This window comes from Nostoc sp. JL23, from assembly GCF_017115065.1.
Classification (GTDB): Bacteria; Cyanobacteriota; Cyanobacteriia; order Cyanobacteriales; family Nostocaceae; genus Nostoc; species Nostoc punctiforme_A.
On sequence record NZ_JABXKN010000078.1, the window covers coordinates 14679 to 35186 of the forward strand.

Sequence of the window (20508 nt, forward strand, 5' to 3'; positions counted from 1 at the left end):
TAGCTTTTCAAAAGATGTTGTGTGTTCAATATCGAAAGTTTCTGATCAATTTACTTGGGATACCAGATAGATTCTATGGTGTGGGCGATGGCTGCGCCAACGCCAAGGGCATACGCACTTGCCGATTCTCTATGCTGATTATCCAGCAAAACAGTGACATGTCCCAACTTTCGCCCAGGACGTGATTCTGTCTTTCCATACCAGTGAACGTGCGCCTGGGGAATCTCCGCTATTTGTTGACGCTGGCTTTGGTAGTCGCTGTGAGAATTTTCATACCCCAGCAGGTTGACCATCACAGCACCAGCGCACTGCAAAGCTGGATTCCCTAAAGGTAGACCACAAACTGCTCTGAGGTGTTGCTCAAACTGAGAAGTTTCGCAAGCGTCAAGAGAAAAATGCCCAGAATTGTGGGTACGGGGTGCGATTTCATTGACCAAAACTTTGCCATCAGCCCTGAGAAATAGCTCAATTCCAAAAATTCCCACTACTTCTAGGCTATTTAATAGAGTATGTGCGATCGCTTCGATTTCTGCTACTTGATTAGGCGTAATCTCGGCTGGCGCAATCACCCGCCGACAAACTTGTTGTTCTTGTTGGGTTTCCACTACTGAATAAGTGACAATTTCTCCCTCCACAGAACGAGCTGCAATTATTGCTAGTTCTCTTTCAAAGGGGACAAATTCTTCTAACAAGAAAAGTGATTGATTTAAAGTTTTTGTTGTGGTTTCATCACTTAACTTTTGTTCTAAAGTAGCAAAATCCTGAATTATGAAAGTACCTTGACCATCATAACCATGACGGCGGGATTTCAAAACTACTGGAAAACCTAGATATTCTATTTTTGATTTGACATTTTCCACCTCGTCAAGAGCGAAAAATTGAGGAACTGGTAATCCCAAGTCGCGTAAATAGCAACGCTGATGATATTTATCTAAAAGAGGAGCTAAAGCTTCTAATTTGGGACGAAAATAAACGCCTTGCTGTGCTAAACCAGATAAAGCTTGCAGGTTAACAAATTCGTTTTCAAAGGTGATAACATCGCATTTTTGAGCTAATATTTCTGTAGCACTTGCATCATCAACTGGTGCGAAAACAGTTTCCTGAGCGATTGACACGGCCGGGTCGTGAACGCTTGGAGTTTGTACTATTAATTCTACTCCTAGCTTCTGTGCTGCATCCGCCATCATCCAGGCAAGTTGTCCGCCACCAATTACACCAACACGTTTCATTGACATCCTAGAGAATCACGAGTTTGCACGCCTGTTTTGGAATTCACACCACTGGCTTTTTCGCACAGTTCTTTGATTTGCGCTCTATCCAAAATTGCATCTGTAAAATCTGCACCGTCTATATTTACATCATTAAATATGGCGCGGAGCAAAAGAGCTTCTTTGAAAACTGCATCGCTCAAATCTGCCTTAGTCAAGTTTACCTGATCGACCATTGCATTCGTTAAATCCGCTCCGTGGAGATTTGCTTTTGTCATCACCGAAGCGCTCATGACTGCTCCCCGTAAGTCAGCATTTGTAAAGTTAGCCAATTCCATATTGGCGTTAGAAAACTCCGCAGCTTGTAAACTTTCACCAGAAAAATCACGTCTTGATAGCTCTGCATTGCTAAATGACAGTGGATGAGTCCAGTCTACTGCCACTGCTGGATCGGCCACACACCAGATAAGAATTCCGAGAAGGAATGCTAGTGTTTGCCGCCAAAATATATTAAGAGCCAATTTGGTGTATAATCTCCGCATTTAATTACCGCACTTGAATATTAGCAAGACTGCATCGTACTAAATTAAGGCTCGCAGCCTTGCTACTGGACTTGGAGAACGTGTATTTCCGTTGCTTAATATTTTGTAACGCAAAAAGAGCATAAGCTTCTTACTTTAGCAAAATTCTCCCTGTTACTTGGGGTATAGAGTGGCAATCTGCGATGGGCGAAGCCCCGCCGTAGGCGATCGCACTAAAATTTAGATATTCAGAACAATAATTATTAAATACAATACAGATCGCAATGACTGAGTATAAATTACCTGTCACATCAAGCAAGCTTTAGCAAAACAGAGACGGGGAGCATAACTTATTGCTCTTGCTGAAGATAAAACTTGGAATTCCTAACTCTCAAGGAATAATTTAGCTGAATAAAGCAATGTTTAGTATGGGCTATGCCTACGCTCGTTGATTTATTTACAATTCTTCATTTGTAGATTTGAATTTAAAGATATAAAGAGTTTTATTGAGCAGTAATACTCACTGAGTTATTTAAAATTCTTGACTTTCCATGTTTCAAGTAAAGTTTATTGTATTTTAAATTCAACATCCCCCATGAACTGTTAGTCTTTTAATTAATGAAAGCAAGGTTTGAGCGTAATTATATGCGTCTCAATTGCTTAACAAAGCTTAAAGTTCGACAATTAGCGTTAATTTTATAGCGATTAGTTAGTTCTTCAGGAATCTCTAAGAGTTTACATTCACCAAGCACACAACTTCCACAAACCGAACTCTGAAACCCGATGATGAATCATTACTCACTTCAATGGATTGAGGCATGGTGCCAAGAAAATGGCTGGACAGATTTATTTGTTGAGCGACGTAACAACTTCTGGGCTTTCCCTCCAGGTGGGGTAATGCCGGAGCCAATCCCAGTTCATGTTCTCAGATTGATTAAAGCCGAAAAGGGACTGACTTTGGAAGAACGATTGTGGTCAATGTCCGCAGTATTTGGCACAATCCTAGCTGTTCTTTTTACCTTTTGGTTTCAGTCGCCGATGCCATTAGTTTTAGCTTTTGCTTTTAATGCTGTTACGGTGGCTCAATTTGAACTTGAAGATGCCTAAATTTTTATGTTGGGCTTTGCTATTCAAAACTGCTCTTGTCTACTTTCAGCAAGAGCAGTTTTTAATTTTGAAGAAGAAAGAATTCAGGAGTCAGAATGGGCTAAACCTTAGCTATCCGCTAACAGAATTGAATTCTGTACGACTCGCCACCGCTGCAAACAAACAAGCTACGCGCTGCACAAAGATAGAGAGGATCTTGATTCTGAATTCTGACTTCTGAATTCTTCTTCAATGATTTGTATAGCAACCGTCTAATCTACACATAACAATTAGAATAACTAACATCTAAGAGCAGCTAGCAGGTAAAGCTACCTTTGCGTGTTTGTTAACGTAGTCCACAAATAATTGCTTCAATCGGGGACTAACGCCAGCGTGTTCAAAGAATCCAAAGCCGAGATTTCTTGCTTTTGCTAAGGTTTCCTCTGGCGTTAATCCTTCCTGGATAGCAATACTCAACAGTGCAATTCCAGTCGATCGCATCCCGGCGGCACAATGCACAACTGCTGGTTTCGGGATTTGTTCGAGTGTCGTGAGGATTTTGGTAATCACCTCTTCATTCAAATTTTTGAGATCCACCTTGAGTGGAACATTTTGATAATACAGCCCCAACGCTTCCGCTACTTTTTGCTCATCCTTAGAAAATCCTAGTTCATCAGGCGATCGCAGATTGAGAACGGACTTAAAACCTTCTTGAATAGCTTGCTCAAGCTGTTTCGGTATGACTTGTCCTGTTGTTGTCAAGTTTTCGTTAATTTGTATGGCGTTGATCACATTCACTCCTTTTGACTTTCTAATGTCTGCCAGCTTGGTAAATACTCTAAGGGTGCAAGCTTTGAGAAGATATTCAAAATAAACACAGCCAAATTAGCCAAATATCACAAGATATTGCTTAATTACTTCAAAATTTGTCTTTTGAAGGCGGTTATTTTATTGCTTTATCCATAATATACGGTTTACCGATAGAATTAGTGTTGATTAAAGCTTATTATACTTTTTGTCGATAATATTACCGTAGATTATATTTCAAGAGTTATACTATTGGGCAAGTTAGGGGAGCAATTGGATCAAGATTTTCGTGAACAAGTGTATAAATAGAACAATTCTTCTTTTTAAACTGGGCAAATAGCCCAGAACTAAAGTTTTCATTCATACTTTTTTCCCCTGCCTCCTGCCTCCTCTTGTAATCTGAATGCCAGCCCTGAACCTATGAGCGCTAACGAAATATCTCTTCGACCTGCCCAAGAAACAGATGCGTGGGTGCTGAGTGCAATTCATATTGCTGCTATCAAAGCTTTACCTGCAACTTTCTACACCCAAAAAGAACTTTTAGCTTGGCGCAATTACCGCGATAAACCTGATGGTTCAAATATCTTGAAGAGTATGAAAACAGAATCTTTTTGGGTTGCGATGGAGGGAAATGTTGTTATAGGTTTTGCTAGTTTCATTGTTGATGAACTTATCGGGCTGTATGTCCATCCTAAATATCAAGGTAAAGGGATTGGCCGTGCTTTAGTTCAACATTTTTGCGACGAAGCAACTAAGCAAGGTATAGATAGGGTAATTACAACTGCTAGCCTGTATGCTGAAGGGTTTTATTTACGACTGGGATTTACTGCCATCCAAAAAGCACCTCATTATTTAAGAAGTGGGATATTTGTTCCAGTTACTAAAATGAGTAAAACATTAGCTACTGCACCGAAATCAATTTGAGAAGGTAAATATTTTTAATAACTTTAAAAATGTTGGCATCAATACTATTTTCGCCAAATTACGACCACTTTTTCTACATAATCTATGATGAAAGTAAGTACTTGCCATCATAAATGCATAAAACCATCCGTTCATCAACTCTCACCCGTACACGTTTGATAGAAGCCGCCTTGCAGGTATTTGCCAGTTTAGGTGTTCAAGGAGCAACTACCCGTGAAATAGCTCGTGTTGCTGGTGTGAATGAGGTGACTTTATTTCGCCACTTTGCCAGCAAAGAACAACTTCTGGGAGCAGTAATGAAAAATGCCTTAGCACTCCAGACAGAAGCCCTTGCACACTCCGAAGTGTGGACACAGGATCTCAAAATTGATTTAAAACAGTATGCCCATCTTTACAATACTATGCTAGAGACACAGGAGGACTTAATTCGTACCTTTATTGGAGAAGCCAAACGTCATCCAGAGGCAGCTAAACAAGTTATTCAAGAAGCTGCCAAGCCCTTAGCGGAAAAACTGGTAGCTTACTTGCAATCGAGTCAGAAACGAGGCACTGTCAGAGCAGACCTCGATCCATTTCCGGCTGTCGATATGTTCACAGGAATGCTGTTAGCTGGAATGCTATGCCGCAGTGCAAAATTCAATCAAGGCAACTATAGCTGTGAGGACTATATCGAAACCTGTGTAGATATTTTTGTGCGCGGTATCAGTACCACTCCCCTTTAAGGTTGATACAAATAGGCAGCAAGGGAGCAGGCTTGCCGTGACTTGTGCCGAGCGGAGCCGAGGTAGCGTAGTCGAACGGGAGAAAGAGGAAAGAGTTAGAGACAAATTATTGTTTCTGAATTTTGAATTATTTTTTAAGTTCAACCGATATAAATACCAGCTTATTTATATACATAAAGGTATATGAAAATCTTAAAAGGTAAGGTTGTCAGTGGTTTAGGAAACTTTTCTTACTGGATTGAGAAACTCCAAGAATATTACTTGAGAAAAACGGGAATGAAATTCTTCCCTGGAACTTTAAATATTCAGTTAGATCAACCTTACCATCTCCCAAAAAATGTTATATGTCTGGAAAAGGAAGAATATGGAGGGACTGTTTCTGTGAGCATTGTTCCCTGTGAGATATTTGGCAGAGATGCTTTCATCTTAAGAACAGACAAAAATAATACCGAAAGTGGAGATCATCCGAAAACAATTATTGAGATAGCTTGCGATGTGAAACTTCGGGAGCTATATAACCTTAATGATAATGATTTGATTGAAGTTGAGATTCACGATGCCAGATTTATCTAAATTAAACAATCTGCTTGAAGATGAAGCGTTAATCCATTACGCGAGTGGTCGGGAGCAAGATCGGTTATCAAAAGGTGCAGGTTTGCTGGAATTAGCCCGAAGCCAAGAACTTATTAGCCGCTACCTACCGCCTCCTCCCGCAGTGATTTTCGATGTTGGCGGTGGCGCTGGCGTTTATTCTTTTTGGCTTGCTCAACAAGGCTATGAAGTCCATCTTATTGATGCGGTTCCTTTGCACATAGAGCAAGCTCGACATTTGTCTCAAACTCAACCAGAATATCCTTTAGCTAGTTTGGCAGTTGGAGATGCTCGGCAACTCAATCGGGCGGATAATAGCGTTGATGCTGTTCTGTTACTTGGGCCTTTGTATCATCTGACTGAGCGCACAGATCGGATTATTGCTTTACGTGAAGCTCATCGGATCTTAAAAACTGGAGGTTTTGTTTTAGCTGCGGCAGTTTCTCGCTTTGCTTCAACCTTAGATGGATTATTTGGGGGACATTTAGACGATCCAGAGTTTGTAGAGATTGTTAAACAGGATTTGATTGATGGTCAACACCGCAACCCAAACAACCATCCTCGCTACTTTACAAAAACCTTCTTTCATCATCCAGAAGAACTCAGAGCAGAGGTTGAAGAAGTGGGTTTACATTCTGAAAAGATTTTAGCGATTGAAGGGCCAGGCTGGTTATTACAAAACTTTCAGGAACACTGGAATGATGTAGGTCGCCGCGATCGCCTTTTAGAAGCGATTCGCTGGTTAGAAACCGAACCCTCTATACTGGGGACGAGCGCTCACATCATGGCTGTTGCCCGGAAATAGGTGGTAAAGTAGAGCGATCGCCACTAACTAAAAGCGCTTGTTGTTTTGCCAATACTTGTTTATGTAACCAGAGTAATTGTCTATCTTTAATGCCTTCGGTGATTAATCCCTCAACAGTTTTCATCAGATAATCAGCGCAGGAACCCAATTTTCCCGATGCGGTGGCAATGCTATTAACAGTGGTTGTTAATGGTATTTGATGAGCGTACCTGGGATGTTGGCGATTAGCAACAAAAGCGATCGCTGGGAATTCCTGCGTACCGTCAAATACCTTCACCCAACGAGCAGTGTAGACACCACCCAACATCTCCCGTCGCCAAATCAGTAGTAATTCGGATGGGACATCAGCAGCAGCAATCCGATAAATAACCCCACGACAGCTACCGCCCCGATCGAGTCCTAAGAGTAATCCGGGATTTTCTGGAGTACCGCGACCGAGGATCATCCATGTACAGAAGCACCGATGCCAACCATAAATGATCCCAGCACGGCGCTCGACGTATGTGATTAGGGGATTCCAAATCAGCGAACCGTAGGCAAATATCCAGATATCAGAATTTGGTGGCTGTTGTTGTAGTATTTTATCGAGCGATCGCTGTAACTCATCTTCGCTCAAAGTAGTTAGCTTGATTCCAGAGTGTGATGCTTCTAATAGTCTCGTCTGTATGTTTCCGGCTTCGAGGTCGCTACGACTGAGTGACATAATAATGTAGATTATTTTTTCTGTAAATCTTCAGTAATTCACTCTAACTTTAAGATAATTTAATTCTCAACGAACAGCTTTCAAAGTATCGTAAAGTAGCTTGTAGCGCTTAAATCCTGCTTCATACAAAGGATTTTGCTGCGGTTGTACTACATTAGTATCCTGCGATAAAATCTTGAGTGCAGCTTCTAAATTCGGATAAACACCAATCCCCACCATTGCCAAAATAGCAGCTCCGTAAGCAGCTCCTTCTTCAGCTTTGGGAGCTATGAGTTTGGTTTGCAAAACATCTGCCAAAATTTGCAACCAGATGTGAGAACGTGCGCCTCCACCCGTTGCTAAGAGTTGATCGAGGGGAGCGATCGCACTAATTACCTCCAATGCTTCTCGCAAGCTAAATGCAACCCCCTCCAGCACAGCACGAATTATATCTGCTTGTGTATGAGCTAATGACAAATTCACGAAAGCACCGCGAGTATCTGGATCGAGGTGGGGACTACGTTCTCCGGCGAGGTGGGGTAGAAATAGAACACCACGCGCCCCAGGCTGCGATCGCTCTGCCATATCCATTAAATCGGTGTAGGATATATGCGGTGCAAATATATCTCGATACCAACGCAGAGAACCACCTGCTGCTAGCGTCACCCCCAGCAAATGATAGCCACCATCCACATGGCAGAACAAATGTACCCTACCTTCTGGATCGGGAATTGGGCAATTGCACGGTGCAAAGATCACTCCCGATGTACCAATACTCAAACTACCTCGGCTCAGGTTGCTTGATGAGATGCCCAAACCGATGGTGGCGGCGGCATTATCACCTCCACCTGCGACCACAGGTAATCCCACAGGTAATCCCACACGGGCGGCTATTTCTGATTTTAGCCGTCCAGCGATCGCAGTAGATTCGATGACTGGGGGGAATAATGCTGGATTGATATCAAGAGTATGGAGAATATCTGTATCCCATTGCCGATTCGCCAGATTCAGACAGCCGACACCAGAAGCATCAGATGGTTCTGTGACTGCTTCGCCAGTTAGCACATATCCCAGATAATCTTTAGGCAAAAGAATCTGCCACAACCGAGTGTATGCTTGTGGTTCTTCAGTCCGCAACCATAGAAGCTTCGGCAGTTGAAATCCTGTAATTGCTGGATTTCCAGTGCGCTGGATCAACTCCTGACGGGGAATAGCGGCTTCAATCTCAGCAACAGCTTTACCGGTGCGCTGGTCATTCCACAAAATTGCCGGTCTGATTACTTTACCTTGGGCGTCGAGAGGAACCATGCCATGCATTTGTCCAGATAAACCGAGGGCGATCGCACGATGTCCGTTTAGCTGTTGAGTAACATCGAAGAGAGCATTCAAAGTTGCTTCAACCCAATCCGATGAGTTCTGTTCCGTCCAACCGGGTTGTGGAGTTAACAGGGGATAGCTTCTGGTTGACTGAGCGATAATTTGCCCTTGCAGATTAACTGCGATCGCTCGTACTCCTCCTGTACCCAAGTCTAAGCCAACTACGATGTCGCTCAATTGCCCCTCCAAATCCTTTATCGTTAACTAACCCAACTTCTTGAAGTACCTGGCAACTGGGAACAGCCTAAAACCTAGCTTTTCATAGGTACAACGTGCCGGGGCATGACCTGGATCGCCTCCGGTTTCAACCATAGCAACGGACATCCCAGCAACTTGCATCCAATCCAGAGCGAATTCCATCAAAGCGGTGCCAATGCCTCGACGTTGATAGTCTGGATCGACGGCGACCATATAGATTTCTCCCATGCTGCTCTCGGAGTGGAGTTTCACGGCTACAAAGCCCATGATTGAACCGGAGTCGATCGCAACCCACACCTTTGTGTCCGCAGCAGTACAGACTCCCTCGACAGCATGAATTTGGCTTACACGCCAATCGGGATAGAATGAACGGTACACGTCAAGATCCATCACTTTCTCAAGCGAATCAAAAACCGGAGTCCATGCCCGAATCGAAAGGCTCTTGATGCCATCAAGATGACTATCTTCGTATGGTTCAATTCGCATTTCGGTATGGACTCCACTCATAATCGAAAATCGGTTTTTTCTCAGAATCGGGTTAATGTTTCTTTAGCTCCAAACTCATACAATCTGCCTAAATGATTCGTAACTGAATCAACAAAAGGCGACGACTGCGATAAATCGCCAAAAATCTCAGTGAGGTTGAGCAATGGTTTGGCATCAGAGCCACTTGAATGAGCTAGTTGAGTCAGAGTACTTGCTATTGGGTCATCAATGGGAATGGTGTTACCTCGATCATCCTGTCCGTTCAGGTAACGGAACCAAGCAGCAACCGTTAGGCTCATGTAGTCAATAGCTCCTCCTTGATGCAGCGCGTCACGGACTGAGCCGAGAACAAATTTTGGCATTTTAGCGGAGCTATTCAGGCAAAGACGCGGCAGTTGATCCCGAATCTTGGGATTGGCAAAGCGTTCAATTAAGGTCTTTTTATAATTATCTAAATCAATTCCAGGTACAGGTTGAAGTGTGGGCGTAACTTCTGCCATCAAACGATCAACGGCTTGCCGAATCAATGGATCTGCCATGACTTCATGAACGTATGTATAACCTGCCAAGGAGCCGAGATAGCCAATCAACAAGTGACTAGCGTTGAGCAACCGGATTTTCATCATCTCGTAGGGATGAACATCGCTAGTCATCTGAACGCCAACTGATTCCCAATCAGGTCTACCTGCGCTGAAATTGTCTTCGACTACCCACTGAAGAAATGGTTCGGCAACAACTGGAAAGACATCATCGATGTTAAACTGTTCCGCCACCATTTTGATATCTGCTGGAGTTGTGGCGGGGGTAATGCGATCGACCATACAGTTTGGAAACGCTACCTGTTCGGCAACCCAATGTCCCAATTCCGGGTTCTGCATTTGGGCAAATGCAGTTAACATTTTGCGGGCAATGTTGCCGTTACCTTGGAGATTGTCGCAGGACAACACAGTAAATGGTGCCATTCCTTGTTGACGGCGGCGATTAAGGGCTGCTGTCAAAAAGCCATATACTCCAATTGGTTCATCAGAATGCTGCAAATCGTACTGGATTGTTGGGTGATTGGCATCGAATTCACCGCTACCTTCAATATAGTAGTAGCCGCCTTCGGTAATGGTGAGGGTAACGATGCGGCATTTAGGATCTGCTAAGGTGTCAATTACTGCTTGGCGGTTATCTGGGGCAAACAGATATTCTGTAATTGCTCCAATCACACGAGCGCGATCGCCTTCTGGGGATCTTTCAACTAAGGTATACAAACAATCTTGTGATTTCAGTGCATCCCGCATTCGTTTATCGAATTCTAGTAGCCCAACCCCACAGATTCCCCATTCACTAACGGAATTTTGATGAAAGTAATTATCCAGGTATAAAGCCTGATGTGCGCGATGGAACCCACCCACACCAATATGGACAATACCGTTTGTGATTTGATGGCGATCGTAATTGGGTACGCGAACGTTATTGCCTAAATGAGACAGAGATGCTTCATTCAGCTTGATTGCTGAGTCTGTGCTGATATTGCTGTTCATGGGATTCATTCTGGGTTAGGTGGTGACGATGAACTTTGGGAATGGCTTCACCGTCGCGATCGAACAAATGGCAAAGCTCACCGTTAATGTAAATCGGAACGTAATTGTGCATTTTGGCTGGATTATCTCCGTCAGTTTGCACAACTATGGTTTCGCCACCGGCAATTTTGATGTAGAGAAAGGTTTCTCCGCCTAATCGTTCTACAACTAATACTTCGCCATTCACGCTTGGGTTACTTTGATCGAGCCGCAGATGTTCGGGACGAATCCCTAATGTTGCTCTATCCCCAACCGAGAGGGTTTTGGGTTTCACCGGAATTGTTACGGTTGCGTCACCAGGGAGTCTGACTGTTGCCCCAGAGTCATTGACGGCTGAAACTGTCACCGAAATAAAGTTCATTTTCGGTGAACCAATAAATCCGGCGACGAATAGATTGCGGGGATGATGGTACAGTTCCAGGGGAGAACCCATTTGTTCGATGATGCCGCCCTGTAACACCACAATCTTGTCGGCAAGGGTCATTGCCTCAACTTGATCGTGGGTAACATAAATCATGGTGGCTTGCAGGCTGTCGTGTAAACTGGCAAGCTCGATCCGCATCTGCACCCGCAATGAAGCATCCAGGTTGGACAGTGGCTCATCAAACAAAAATACTTTGGGATTACGTACCAAAGCACGACCGATCGCCACCCGTTGGCGTTGTCCTCCTGATAGTTCTTTGGGCTTCCGGTTCAAGAGTGGCTCTAGTTGCAGGATACGAGCGACTTCACGCGCCCTTTCATAACGCTGGGCTTTCTGCATACCCGCAAGCCGGAGGCTAAAGGCCATATTTTCTGCCACTGTCATGTGGGGATATAAGGCATAAGTTTGAAACACCATTGCTAAACCACGTTTATCGGGTGGCACATCATTGACTTTTTGTCCATCAATGAGTAAATCGCCGGAGGAAATTTCTTCTAGTCCAGCAATCATACGGAGTAAGGTTGATTTTCCACAGCCGGAGGGACCGACGAAGACAACAAATTCGCGATCGCCTACGTCGAGATCAATGCCTTTGATGATCTCTGTGTCGGCGTAGGTTTTATGGATATTTCTTAAAGCAACTGTTGACATAAAATGTTTCCATTAATGGGTTTAAGTTTTTTTATTGTGTAGGAGGAGTGTGGTTTAGGAACTTCTGGGTTGATTTAGGATTTCCAAGGAATGAATTACGAACCACAGAGACGCAGAGAACACAGAGAGAGGAGAAATAGAGCGTTTGTTTTGGGATATTTTTTTATTTGGAACTGCCTTATTTCACAGCACCGAAGGTCAGACCTCGGACTAATTGCCGTTGACTCAGCCAGCCGAAGATGAGGATGGGTGCGATCGCTAGTGTTGATGCTGCGGAAAGTTTTGCCCAGAACAATCCTTGAGGGCTGGAAAAGGAAGCAATAAAGGCTGTAAGTGGCGCGGCATCTGCTGTTGTCAAGTTCAAGCTCCAAAATGCTTCGTTCCATGACAAAATAATCGAAAGCAAGGCTGTGGATGCAATTCCGGGTACTGCCAATGGCAACAACACATGCACAAGTTCTTGCTGTGTGGTTGCCCCATCCATGCGATCGGCTTCGAGAATTTCTTTGGGAACTTCTTTGAAGAAGCTATAAATCATCCAGACGACGATTGGCAAATTAATCAGGGTATAAATAATAATCAAACCGATGTGAGTATCTAGTAATCCGGCGTTGCGGCACAAAATGTAGATTGGTACTAACACACCAACGGGTGGCAGCATTTTGGTGGACAGCATCCAGAGTAAAGTGCCCTTGGTGCGTTTGGTTGGGAAGAATGCCATTGCGTAGGCGGCAGGTACGGCAAGCAGCAGCGCGACTATAGTCGATCCGAGGGAAATCGCTACGCTGTTAAACGCATAATTGAAATAATTTGCCCGGTCTTGGATGGCAATATAATTCTCCAATGTCGGGCGGAAAAACAACTGCGGAGGAGTTGAAACTGCCGCAACTTCAGTTTTGAAACTGGTAAGAAACATCCAGAAAATTGGAAAAAACAATATGCAGGCAGCAAGCCAGCCGAGCAATGTCCATAGCCAAATCTTCGAGGTTTTATGTGCCATGTTAAGTATCCAAATTACGAGCAACACTACGCATCAAAAAGATTGCCACGATGTTGGCAAGGATTACGGCAATTAATCCACCGGCTGATGCACCGCCGACATCAAATTCCAGTAAGGCTTTTAAGAAGATGTAATAGGCAAGATTAGTGGTTGCAAGTCCCGGCCCGCCGCCTGTGGTAACAAAGATTTCGGCGAAGATGGTCAGGAAGAAAATTGTCTCAATCATGGCAACCACAGAAATGGCGCGACTTAGATGGGGTAGCATGACGAACCGAAATAGAGCGATCGCATTTGCGCCATCCATCCGCGCAGCTTCTAACTGATCGCGATCGAGTGACTGAATTGCAGTCAACAAAATCAGCAACGCAAAGGGCAGCCATTCCCAGGAAACAATAATAATGATCGCAAGTAAGGGAACGCTGGCAAACCAATCGATCGCCCCTAAACCCAAACCTCTAGTAATTTGAGCAAACAGCCCATTCACTGGATGCATCAGCATATTTTTCCAGATCAGGGCGCTAACTGTGGGCATAACAAAAAATGGGGAGATTGCTAGTACCCGCGCCACTCCACGACCATAAAAGTCTTGGTCAAAGAGAATTGCTAGGAGTGTCCCCAGACCAATTGTGATTGCTAAAACGGAAACAACTAAAACTATTGTGATGGCGATCGATGTCCATAAAGCTGAGTCACTGAGGATGAAAGTGAAATTTTCAATCCCAATGAATTTGCGTGCATCTGGATTCAGCAAGTTATAACGCTGAAAGGAAAACCATATAGTCATCACCAGAGGCACAATCATCCACAGCAATAGGAGAACGACCGAAGGCGCAACCAGAGGTAAGGTTGATACTTGCCGCGTAGTCCGTTGCTTGGTGGGAGGTGGCGTTTCGTGTTGAGGTTTTACTGCTAATGAAGAAGACATAACCTAAAGGAATTTTAGATTTTAGATTTTGGATTCTGAATGTTTTGTAGTTGAGCATTGGCTCTTTTTACCCATGCCCAATGCCCAATGCCCAATGCCCCATGCCCCATTTCATTCGATATAACCCGTGTGTTTCATGAAGCGTTCAGTGGATTTCTGCGATCGCAGCAACGCTTGATCTACCGAAGTTCGATTGGTCAATGCCGCCGCTAAAGTTTGCCCGACTGAAGAACCGATCGCCTGAAATTCTGGAATATCAACGTATTGAACTCCCTTATAAGGAGTTGGTTGTGCAGATGGACGGGTAACATCAGCAGATTGGATTGCTGCCAGCACGATTTCCGCAAAGGGTGCAGCTTTTCGATAGTTGGGATTCTCATAAGTGGAAGTCCGAGTCCCTGGTGGTACAGCAACCCAGCCATTTTCCTTAGCAACCAGTTGAATGTATTCTTTTGATGTTGCCCAAGCAACGAATTTTTGCGCGGCTTCGGGTGATTTTGAGGTTTTTGGAACTGCTAGCGCCCAAGCCCAAAGCCAATTTGAGCCGTTGGGATATTTTTCAATTGGCGCACGAGCAAAGCCAACTTTGTTATACACTTGGGATTCTTTGGGATTGGATAATAACCCTGCGGCAACAGTTGCATCTACCCACATACCGCATTTACCTGTTGAGAATAACGCTAGATTCTCATTAAATCCATTAGAACTGGCTCCTGGCGGCCCATATTTGTTAAGCAGATCGACATAAAAGGCGATCGCCTCTTTCCAAGCTGGAGTATTGATCGTTGGTTGCCACTTCATATCAAACCACTGTCCACCATAGGTATTAACCAATGTGGAAACAAATGCGACGTTTTCACCCCAACCGGGTTTTCCGCGCAGGCAAACTCCATAAACCCCATGCGCTGGATCGTGGATTTTGCTTGCCCATTCTCTCATTTGGGGATAAGTTGGCTGTTGAGGAACCACAATCCCGGCTTTTTCAAACAAGTCTTTTCGGTAATACAGCATGGAACTTTCCCCATAGAATGGCACGGCATATAGTTTGCCGTTATTGGAAAGTCCTTCTCTTATAGGTTTAAGCAGGTCATTTACGTCATAGTTTGCACCTAGATCCAAAGGTCTCAACCAATCCCGTCTAGCCCAGATTGGTGTTTCATAGGAACCAATGGTCATGACATCAAATTGCCCACCTTGGCTTGCAACATCTGTAGTTGTGCGTTGGCGTAACACATTTTCTTCCAGCACAACCCACCGGAGTTGAATATCAGGATTAGCTGACTCAAATTTGCGAGAAAGCCCTTGCATCACCACCATGTCGCCATTATTAACAGTGGCGATCGTTAGTTTAGTTTTCTGGGCGGCTTGGGAGCGCGGTGAGCAAGCATATAGCAGATGCACCAGCATTACTCCAGCGAGAAATGCAGCTAGCATTTTAGCGAAGCGGCGGATACGCATCGCATAACTCCTTTAAAGTAAAAAACCGAACGAAATAAATTTTTGATTTTATGCTCTAATTTTGGGCAAAAGCTCAATAATAGAAATCATACCAATCTGATTTCCATCACGGTCATTTGCAACAATTCTTCAATAAGAGGTTGAATCTATGACGGCAAAAGCAACTTATCAGTTTGCAGGTAAGACGATCTTAATTACTGGCGGTGCAGGAGATATTGGCAAGGCAACTGCACACCGTTTTGCTGCTAATGGGGCAGGAATAGCCTTGCTAGATTTGAATGAACCGAAGATGGCAGATGTGGCTGGGGAACTAAAAGGTTACAACGTTCCAGTTGGCACGTTTCGCTGTGATGTTACAGCTAGTGGTGATGTTGCCAAAGCTTTTACTGGCGCTGTAAAGCAGCTTGGGCGGATCGACTATGTATTTAATAATGCGGGTTATCAAGGAGTGTTTGCCAAGACTGACGAATATCCTGAAGACGACTTTCAAAAGGTTATCAACATTAATGTTGTCGGCGTTTTTCATATTCTCAAGGCGGCTGCACAGCAATTACGCGATGCAGGTGGAGGCGCGATCGTTAATATGGCGAGTTATGCAGGGGTGGTTGGGCCGCCAAATATGTTGGCTTATGCCGCTTCTAAATTTGCTGTCATTGGAATTACTCAAACGGCAGCGAAAGACTTAGCTCCTTACGGCATTCGGGTAAATGCACTCTCCCCTGCGTTGATTGGCCCTGGTTTTATGTGGACGCGGCAAACCGAATTACAAGCAGCAGTAGGATCACAGTACTTTGATGCCGATCCCAAGGTGGTTGAGCAACAGATGATCGATTCAGTACCAATGCGGCGTTTAGGAAGTTTAGAAGAAGTGGCGAATGGGGTTGCATTTTTGATGAGCGAAGAGGCAAGCTACATTACTGGGTTTAACTTGGAGGTGACTGGGGGATAATAGAAATTTAAAGATAATTGAGCAAAGATTATATTTTTGGGCATATACTCTAAATAATTCAATCATACCTTTGATAGATACATAGTTTTTGCAGGTAGTATATGGGACAACCCTTTTTGGAGCGGCGCGATGCCAGCAAGGCTGGCTTGCCCCTTCGGGCGCGCAAATTAGACCTGGCTGCTCATGCTGCTTGGCTCTATTACATCGCCGGCAATACGCAAGAAGAAATTGCCGCCAAGCTCAATGTGTCCCGGCAAGCTGCACAACGCTTAGTGGCACTGGCGGTCAGTGAAAAATTAATTAAATTTCGACTCGATCATCCCTTGAGTGAATGCATTGCTTTGGCTGAGTCGTTACGCGATCGCTTTGCTCTGTCACTTTGTGAAGTAGTACCAACTGATGCAGGTAGTGGTGATACATTATACGGAATTGGTGTATGTGCTGCCACCCATCTAGAGGCTTACCTGATGGCTAAAACCCCGACCATACTAGCGTTGTCATCAGGTCGCACATTGCGAACAATGGTAGAGCAGATCCCCTCAATGAACCAACCCCAGCATAAAATTGTGTCAATTATTGGCAATATGTCTCATTCTGGGCGTGCAGGTCGTCACGAAGTGGTTATGCATTTATCCGATCGCGTCGGTTCTCAAGCTTATCCAGTGCCGACTCCTGTTGTTGCGACTAGTGTCGAAGAACGAGAACTCTTGCAGACTCAGCGATCGTTTATCGCTGTGAAAACTCTTGCAGAGCAAGCCAAAGTAACCTTTGTTGGAATTAGTCATATTGCCTGGAATGCTCCGTTACATCAAGACGGCTTCATCAATGACGATGAAGTGGCTGAATTGATTGAACTGGGAACAGTCGGAGAAATTGCAGGTTGGGCTTATAGCGATCGCGGAGTATTGCTGCAAGAGGGGACAAACAGTCGGGTTGCCAGTGTAGCGCTCGAACAACCGGCTCATCGACTAATTATTGGTGTGGCGGGCGGTGTGAGAAAGGCGGAGGCGATTTTGGCTGCTCTGCATGGCAAGTTAATTACAGGATTGATTACCGATGAAGCTGCTGCCCAAGCGATTCTTTCTAAGATTTAGTAAATACTAAGTGAGATAATTATGCTAAATGTTAAATGGGGAATTACCTTTGATTTTTGAAAAGCAAAAGTAACTAAGAGGATGTTTGAAAAGTCCTCAAGCGTGTGTTTCACTACCCTGGCTATCGAGAAACTGTAACGAGAGAATCGGAGTTCTGGGATTTGAGATCGCACCTCTGAGTCGCACTTGAGGCTCAAGTCGACCCTTTTCAAACATCCTCTAAGGTTTAGTTTCTATAGTTGCAAATATTTTTAAATGTTTGGACGAGAGTGGGGTTAGTTGCGGTCAAATCATCAAACCTAACTAACTCATTTGAATTTACGGTTGTGTCTCTTGGAGGTGGTGTTAATAATCCCATATCACTTTCAAACATTTCATTTACTGTACGGTTTACTTGGTCAAAGAGTCTACCCTCAAATGTTACTGTCATAGTTAAAACTGCTGTCTTCTGTCTACAATTAAAGTGTCTAAAAGAGTTGTTAACTCTTTTGTCAATTCCATAATCAGTACTTAAAAGTACTGATACTTCTCCGCTGTTACTGTCAATAAATACATCCCTAACGTGTGTGGATGTACTACCATTCCTAGCATCTTGGATATTTATTTGACTACTAGAAATTATTTTACCGTTCTTAAATATTGATACCTCAGCAGCCATTGCAGAATTACCAAGTAATCCAGACATTAAGATGATAAAACATAGTAAGCGTTTCATGTAATTCGGTTTTAATCAATGCAACTATCTTGGCTTAGTTTCCTGCAATACATAATGATATTTACACTGAATACAAAATATTGAATTGGAAAGCAAATATTTAGGATTGTTCTACTTAAGTACTTAATGAAAAACTTATATAAAAATTCACGCAGTCTAGCCATAAAACCTTTTTTTCTTTCCCTTGGGTAAAACTAGGGGAAAATTCGACATCGGTTGAAGACACGCACCAAAATTGTTACAGTACATTTATCCTACTAGCAGGTGCTTCTAACTATGGCTAAGAAAAATCAAGGTGATGACTTTAGTCCTAAAGATTCAGATGGTTTCAAATGGAAAAATCCTAAGAACACAAAATTAAAGCCAAACGACTTCCCTCCTTTACCACCTTTACCACCAATAAACCCTAAAATCTGAATTCCCAAGCCCTAGTAATGCAGCTAGGGTTTTGTTTTATTTAATTATCAAGCTACTAGCAGCATAATAAAACGTCAAGACAGGTAAAAAAAAAGTTAAAAAAAATGGCTGAAACGCTTGCGTCCTTTTATTTTCTTGCCTGCATCAAAGCCCACGGATTGACTAACCATTGCCGCACTCTTAACGCTTTGACTGTCGATGATTCCTTCCGATGGACTTCGATGGCGCTCCTGTTCAATCCGTGTCCACTGCCGGAGACTATCGTGAATTTTCAACCACGTTCCATGCAAGATTCAAGTAAGAGCTAACTTTCTCAGTCAAATAATTGCTGTAAGCTGTAAAAATTCACATCTGAGTAGGCACTAACAATTAAATCTGCACTTGATAAATTTTGCTTATTATGTTTCAATCCAGCAAAACCAACGCATTTCATGCCTGCTTTTTTGGCAGCTTTTATCCCATTTTCTGAGTCTTCAATCACAACGCATTTATTAGGACTAACATTCATCCTTTCAGATGCTAATAAAAAGATATCTGGTTCAGGTTTACCTCGTTCACCATCTTGACTAGATATTTTTACACTAAATTTATTTTGCATATTAAAGCACTCTAAAACTGTATTAACTCTGATTCTAGAAGCTGAAGATGCCAGGGCTAAAGGCACTCCAAAATCAAAAAGTTCATCAATCAGTTCTTTAACTCCCTCAATAGGTGCAAGATTGGAGTTATTTTTTAACTCTTCAACAAAATCTAATATTGCTCTCAATACATACTCTTCTATTGATAAGGATAAATTAAATTTTCTGCTGAGGTATGTCCAGAATGTCGGACCATCAGAACCCCTAAATTTGTTTAGGATATTTTCTGTTAACTCAAAGCCAATTTCCCTGCAAAACTTGATTAGAAAAATATCAGTGCGATTCGCTATCCAGCAAAGTACCATCCATATCAAATAATACAGCATCCATAGTTTTGAAGATTCATCACTTATGTTGAAATTGGGTTAAAAATTTTATCTAAAAAAGGGCACGCCCGTTAAGCCTGCCCTTTAGCTTTAATGTTCTTGTCCCGTTGGTCGGATGAGGATTTCGTTGACATTAACACGCGATGGCTGGGTAACGGCGTAAACGATCGCAGCAGCAACGTCTTCACTTTGCAGAGGTTGAATTGACTTGCGTCGTTCTTCAATCCGTTGTTTGGCAACGGGATCGGTAATTTGGCTGTCAATTTCCGTATCCACCAAACCAGGTTCGATGATGGTGACGCGGATGTTGTCCTTGTGGACTTCTTGACGCAACGCCTCCGAGAGAGCATTAACACCCCATTTGGTAGCATTGTAAACACCAACGCCCGCCCGCGCCGTCCGGCCAGCCACTGAGGAGATATTGACTATATGCCCCGATTTTTGCGCCTTCAACAAAGGCAAAACGGCATGAGTCGCATATAGCAGTCCTAGTACGTTGAGGTCAAACGATCGCCGCCAGTCTGAGCTATTTCCAGCTTCAATCGTGCCCAGTAAGGCAATCCCGGCATTATTCACAAGGATATCAACCCTTCCCAATTCTGCATTTGCCTTTGCCACCAAGTTATTTACCTGGGTTTCATCAGTTACATCAGTGACAATGGGCAATGCCTTGCCACCACTAGCTTCGATGCGTTCTGCTAATGCCTGAATGCGATCGCCACGCCTAGCAGCAAGTACTACTGTTGCTCCAACTGAAGCTAAGGCGATCGCAGTTGCTTCTCCAATTCCCGCTGAAGCCCCAGTGATAATTGCCACTTTTCCTTCTAATTTACCTGTCATTTATCTAACTCCTTAGTAATTGATAATTGAATATTGAGCATTAGACTCATCCTTAATATAAATAACATGGGATAATAAAAAGCTGGAGTAAAAATT

22 protein-coding genes and 1 pseudogene are annotated in these 20508 nt (G+C 43.5%); 8 read left to right on the forward strand and 15 right to left on the reverse strand.

All coding sequences use genetic code 11. The features are described 5' to 3' along the window. Window positions 1-50: 50 nt before the first annotated feature. Together HWQ42_RS16750 and HWQ42_RS16755 are read right to left on the reverse strand one after the other, a co-directional pair. Window positions 51-1229 carry a 5-(carboxyamino)imidazole ribonucleotide synthase gene (locus tag HWQ42_RS16750; RefSeq protein ID WP_292814040.1) on the reverse strand — a complete coding sequence of 393 codons (1179 nt, stop codon included), beginning with the start codon at window positions 1227-1229 and terminating at the stop codon, window positions 51-53. Next, complete coding sequence (locus tag HWQ42_RS16755; protein WP_292814043.1) at window positions 1226-1750, reverse strand: pentapeptide repeat-containing protein; 525 nt, start codon at window positions 1748-1750, stop codon at window positions 1226-1228. Before HWQ42_RS16755 ends, HWQ42_RS16750 begins: the two co-directional genes overlap by 4 nt. Before the next feature lie 762 nt (window positions 1751-2512). Between HWQ42_RS16755 and HWQ42_RS16760 the strand changes: the two genes are divergently transcribed. After that, window positions 2513-2836 carry a hypothetical protein gene (locus HWQ42_RS16760; RefSeq protein ID WP_292814046.1) on the forward strand — a complete coding sequence of 108 codons (324 nt, stop codon included), beginning with the start codon at window positions 2513-2515 and terminating at the stop codon, window positions 2834-2836. A 285-nt stretch (window positions 2837-3121) separates the two neighbouring features. On the opposite strand, the gene HWQ42_RS16765 is transcribed toward HWQ42_RS16760, so the two are convergent. After that, window positions 3122-3607: a sulfur transferase domain-containing protein gene (locus tag HWQ42_RS16765; RefSeq protein ID WP_194040625.1), complete on the reverse strand. Its 486-nt coding sequence runs from the start codon at window positions 3605-3607 to the stop codon at window positions 3122-3124. Between the two features lie 435 nt (window positions 3608-4042). On the opposite strand from HWQ42_RS16765, the gene HWQ42_RS16770 reads away from it, so the two are divergent. From HWQ42_RS16770 to HWQ42_RS16785, 4 genes are all read left to right on the forward strand, one after another. Then, window positions 4043-4546, forward strand: a complete 504-nt coding sequence (locus HWQ42_RS16770; protein ID WP_292814049.1) for a GNAT family N-acetyltransferase — start codon at window positions 4043-4045, stop codon at window positions 4544-4546. Window positions 4547-4659: 113 nt separating this feature from the next. After that, the gene (locus HWQ42_RS16775) at window positions 4660-5268 is read left to right on the forward strand and encodes a TetR/AcrR family transcriptional regulator (protein ID WP_292814052.1); all 609 of its coding nucleotides are present in this window, start codon (window positions 4660-4662) and stop codon (window positions 5266-5268) included. A 183-nt stretch (window positions 5269-5451) separates the two neighbouring features. After that, window positions 5452-5841, forward strand: coding sequence for a DUF120 domain-containing protein (locus HWQ42_RS16780; protein WP_292814055.1), 390 nt, complete (start codon window positions 5452-5454; stop codon window positions 5839-5841). Then, entirely contained in the window at window positions 5825-6664 is an 840-nt protein-coding gene (locus tag HWQ42_RS16785) for a class I SAM-dependent methyltransferase (protein ID WP_292814058.1), read from the forward strand. Before HWQ42_RS16780 ends, HWQ42_RS16785 begins: the two co-directional genes overlap by 17 nt. On the opposite strand, the gene HWQ42_RS16790 is transcribed toward HWQ42_RS16785, so the two are convergent. The 8 genes from HWQ42_RS16790 to HWQ42_RS16825 form a co-directional block, all read right to left on the reverse strand. Further along, window positions 6642-7367 carry a gamma-glutamylcyclotransferase gene (locus HWQ42_RS16790; RefSeq protein WP_292814060.1) on the reverse strand — a complete coding sequence of 242 codons (726 nt, stop codon included), beginning with the start codon at window positions 7365-7367 and terminating at the stop codon, window positions 6642-6644. The genes HWQ42_RS16785 and HWQ42_RS16790 overlap by 23 nt on opposite strands. A 66-nt stretch (window positions 7368-7433) precedes the next feature. Next, window positions 7434-8900 (reverse strand): xylulokinase, encoded by a 1467-nt coding sequence (gene xylB / locus HWQ42_RS16795; protein WP_292814062.1) that lies wholly within the window; start codon window positions 8898-8900, stop codon window positions 7434-7436. 27 nt (window positions 8901-8927) lie between these two features. After that, window positions 8928-9311 carry an N-acetyltransferase gene (locus HWQ42_RS16800; RefSeq protein WP_292814065.1) on the reverse strand — a complete coding sequence of 128 codons (384 nt, stop codon included), beginning with the start codon at window positions 9309-9311 and terminating at the stop codon, window positions 8928-8930. Between the two features lie 137 nt (window positions 9312-9448). After that, on the reverse strand, window positions 9449-10936 hold the full coding sequence (locus HWQ42_RS16805; RefSeq protein ID WP_292814068.1) for a mannitol dehydrogenase family protein: 1488 nt from the start codon (window positions 10934-10936) through the stop codon (window positions 9449-9451). Then, on the reverse strand, window positions 10893-12050 hold the full coding sequence (locus HWQ42_RS16810; RefSeq protein WP_292814071.1) for an ABC transporter ATP-binding protein: 1158 nt from the start codon (window positions 12048-12050) through the stop codon (window positions 10893-10895). The genes HWQ42_RS16805 and HWQ42_RS16810 overlap by 44 nt, the downstream gene beginning before the upstream one ends. A 178-nt stretch (window positions 12051-12228) precedes the next feature. After that, window positions 12229-13050 (reverse strand): carbohydrate ABC transporter permease, encoded by an 822-nt coding sequence (locus tag HWQ42_RS16815; RefSeq protein ID WP_292814073.1) that lies wholly within the window; start codon window positions 13048-13050, stop codon window positions 12229-12231. 1 nt (window position 13051) lies between these two features. Further along, window positions 13052-13975, reverse strand: a complete 924-nt coding sequence (locus HWQ42_RS16820) for a carbohydrate ABC transporter permease (protein ID WP_292814076.1) — start codon at window positions 13973-13975, stop codon at window positions 13052-13054. A gap of 111 nt (window positions 13976-14086) precedes the next feature. Beyond that, on the reverse strand, window positions 14087-15433 hold the full coding sequence (locus HWQ42_RS16825) for a sugar ABC transporter substrate-binding protein (RefSeq protein ID WP_292814078.1): 1347 nt from the start codon (window positions 15431-15433) through the stop codon (window positions 14087-14089). A 148-nt stretch (window positions 15434-15581) separates the two neighbouring features. On the opposite strand from HWQ42_RS16825, the gene HWQ42_RS16830 reads away from it, so the two are divergent. Both HWQ42_RS16830 and HWQ42_RS16835 read left to right on the forward strand, forming a co-directional pair. Further along, complete coding sequence (locus tag HWQ42_RS16830; protein WP_292814080.1) at window positions 15582-16382, forward strand: SDR family NAD(P)-dependent oxidoreductase; 801 nt, start codon at window positions 15582-15584, stop codon at window positions 16380-16382. A gap of 101 nt (window positions 16383-16483) precedes the next feature. Continuing rightward, on the forward strand, window positions 16484-17476 hold the full coding sequence (locus HWQ42_RS16835) for a sugar-binding transcriptional regulator (RefSeq protein ID WP_292814083.1): 993 nt from the start codon (window positions 16484-16486) through the stop codon (window positions 17474-17476). 226 nt (window positions 17477-17702) lie between these two features. Here the strand turns inward: HWQ42_RS16835 and HWQ42_RS16840 are convergent, their stop codons facing one another. Beyond that, window positions 17703-18161: a hypothetical protein gene (locus tag HWQ42_RS16840; RefSeq protein ID WP_292814085.1), complete on the reverse strand. Its 459-nt coding sequence runs from the start codon at window positions 18159-18161 to the stop codon at window positions 17703-17705. Window positions 18162-18467: 306 nt separating this feature from the next. Here HWQ42_RS16840 and HWQ42_RS16845 point away from each other — a divergent pair, with 306 nt between their 5' ends. Beyond that, the gene (locus HWQ42_RS16845) at window positions 18468-18608 is read left to right on the forward strand and encodes a hypothetical protein (RefSeq protein WP_292814088.1); all 141 of its coding nucleotides are present in this window, start codon (window positions 18468-18470) and stop codon (window positions 18606-18608) included. A 113-nt stretch (window positions 18609-18721) separates the two neighbouring features. Here the strand turns inward: HWQ42_RS16845 and HWQ42_RS16850 are convergent. The 3 genes and pseudogenes from HWQ42_RS16850 to HWQ42_RS16860 all read right to left on the reverse strand — a co-directional run. Next, window positions 18722-18826 (reverse strand): annotated as a pseudogene (locus tag HWQ42_RS16850) (IS5/IS1182 family transposase); the annotation flags it as partial. Window positions 18827-18921: 95 nt separating this feature from the next. Then, window positions 18922-19572 carry an HAD family phosphatase gene (locus tag HWQ42_RS16855; protein WP_292814090.1) on the reverse strand — a complete coding sequence of 217 codons (651 nt, stop codon included), beginning with the start codon at window positions 19570-19572 and terminating at the stop codon, window positions 18922-18924. Window positions 19573-19662: 90 nt separating this feature from the next. Next, window positions 19663-20412: an SDR family NAD(P)-dependent oxidoreductase gene (locus tag HWQ42_RS16860; protein WP_292814093.1), complete on the reverse strand. Its 750-nt coding sequence runs from the start codon at window positions 20410-20412 to the stop codon at window positions 19663-19665. Between the last annotated feature and the right edge of the window lie 96 nt (window positions 20413-20508).

Excerpts from the sequence above, each read along its gene's own strand:
- HWQ42_RS16750 (WP_292814040.1), bottom strand. The coding sequence starts at position 1,229 with ATGAAACGTGTTGGTGTAATTGGTGGCGGACAACTTGCCTGGATGATG.
- HWQ42_RS16755 (WP_292814043.1), bottom strand. The coding sequence starts at position 1,750 with ATGCGGAGATTATACACCAAATTGGCTCTTAATATATTTTGGCGGCAA.
- HWQ42_RS16760 (WP_292814046.1), top strand. The coding sequence starts at position 2,513 with ATGATGAATCATTACTCACTTCAATGGATTGAGGCATGGTGCCAAGAA.
- HWQ42_RS16770 (WP_292814049.1), top strand. The coding sequence starts at position 4,043 with ATGAGCGCTAACGAAATATCTCTTCGACCTGCCCAAGAAACAGATGCG.
- HWQ42_RS16775 (WP_292814052.1), top strand. The coding sequence starts at position 4,660 with ATGCATAAAACCATCCGTTCATCAACTCTCACCCGTACACGTTTGATA.
- HWQ42_RS16780 (WP_292814055.1), top strand. The coding sequence starts at position 5,452 with ATGAAAATCTTAAAAGGTAAGGTTGTCAGTGGTTTAGGAAACTTTTCT.
- HWQ42_RS16785 (WP_292814058.1), top strand. The coding sequence starts at position 5,825 with ATGCCAGATTTATCTAAATTAAACAATCTGCTTGAAGATGAAGCGTTA.
- HWQ42_RS16790 (WP_292814060.1), bottom strand. The coding sequence starts at position 7,367 with ATGTCACTCAGTCGTAGCGACCTCGAAGCCGGAAACATACAGACGAGA.
- HWQ42_RS16800 (WP_292814065.1), bottom strand. The coding sequence starts at position 9,311 with ATGGATCTTGACGTGTACCGTTCATTCTATCCCGATTGGCGTGTAAGC.
- HWQ42_RS16805 (WP_292814068.1), bottom strand. The coding sequence starts at position 10,936 with ATGAACAGCAATATCAGCACAGACTCAGCAATCAAGCTGAATGAAGCA.
- HWQ42_RS16810 (WP_292814071.1), bottom strand. The coding sequence starts at position 12,050 with ATGTCAACAGTTGCTTTAAGAAATATCCATAAAACCTACGCCGACACA.
- HWQ42_RS16815 (WP_292814073.1), bottom strand. The coding sequence starts at position 13,050 with ATGGCACATAAAACCTCGAAGATTTGGCTATGGACATTGCTCGGCTGG.
- HWQ42_RS16820 (WP_292814076.1), bottom strand. The coding sequence starts at position 13,975 with ATGTCTTCTTCATTAGCAGTAAAACCTCAACACGAAACGCCACCTCCC.
- HWQ42_RS16825 (WP_292814078.1), bottom strand. The coding sequence starts at position 15,433 with ATGCGTATCCGCCGCTTCGCTAAAATGCTAGCTGCATTTCTCGCTGGA.
- HWQ42_RS16830 (WP_292814080.1), top strand. The coding sequence starts at position 15,582 with ATGACGGCAAAAGCAACTTATCAGTTTGCAGGTAAGACGATCTTAATT.
- HWQ42_RS16835 (WP_292814083.1), top strand. The coding sequence starts at position 16,484 with ATGGGACAACCCTTTTTGGAGCGGCGCGATGCCAGCAAGGCTGGCTTG.
- HWQ42_RS16840 (WP_292814085.1), bottom strand. The coding sequence starts at position 18,161 with ATGTCTGGATTACTTGGTAATTCTGCAATGGCTGCTGAGGTATCAATA.
- HWQ42_RS16845 (WP_292814088.1), top strand. The coding sequence starts at position 18,468 with ATGGCTAAGAAAAATCAAGGTGATGACTTTAGTCCTAAAGATTCAGAT.
- HWQ42_RS16855 (WP_292814090.1), bottom strand. The coding sequence starts at position 19,572 with ATGCTGTATTATTTGATATGGATGGTACTTTGCTGGATAGCGAATCGC.
- HWQ42_RS16860 (WP_292814093.1), bottom strand. The coding sequence starts at position 20,412 with ATGACAGGTAAATTAGAAGGAAAAGTGGCAATTATCACTGGGGCTTCA.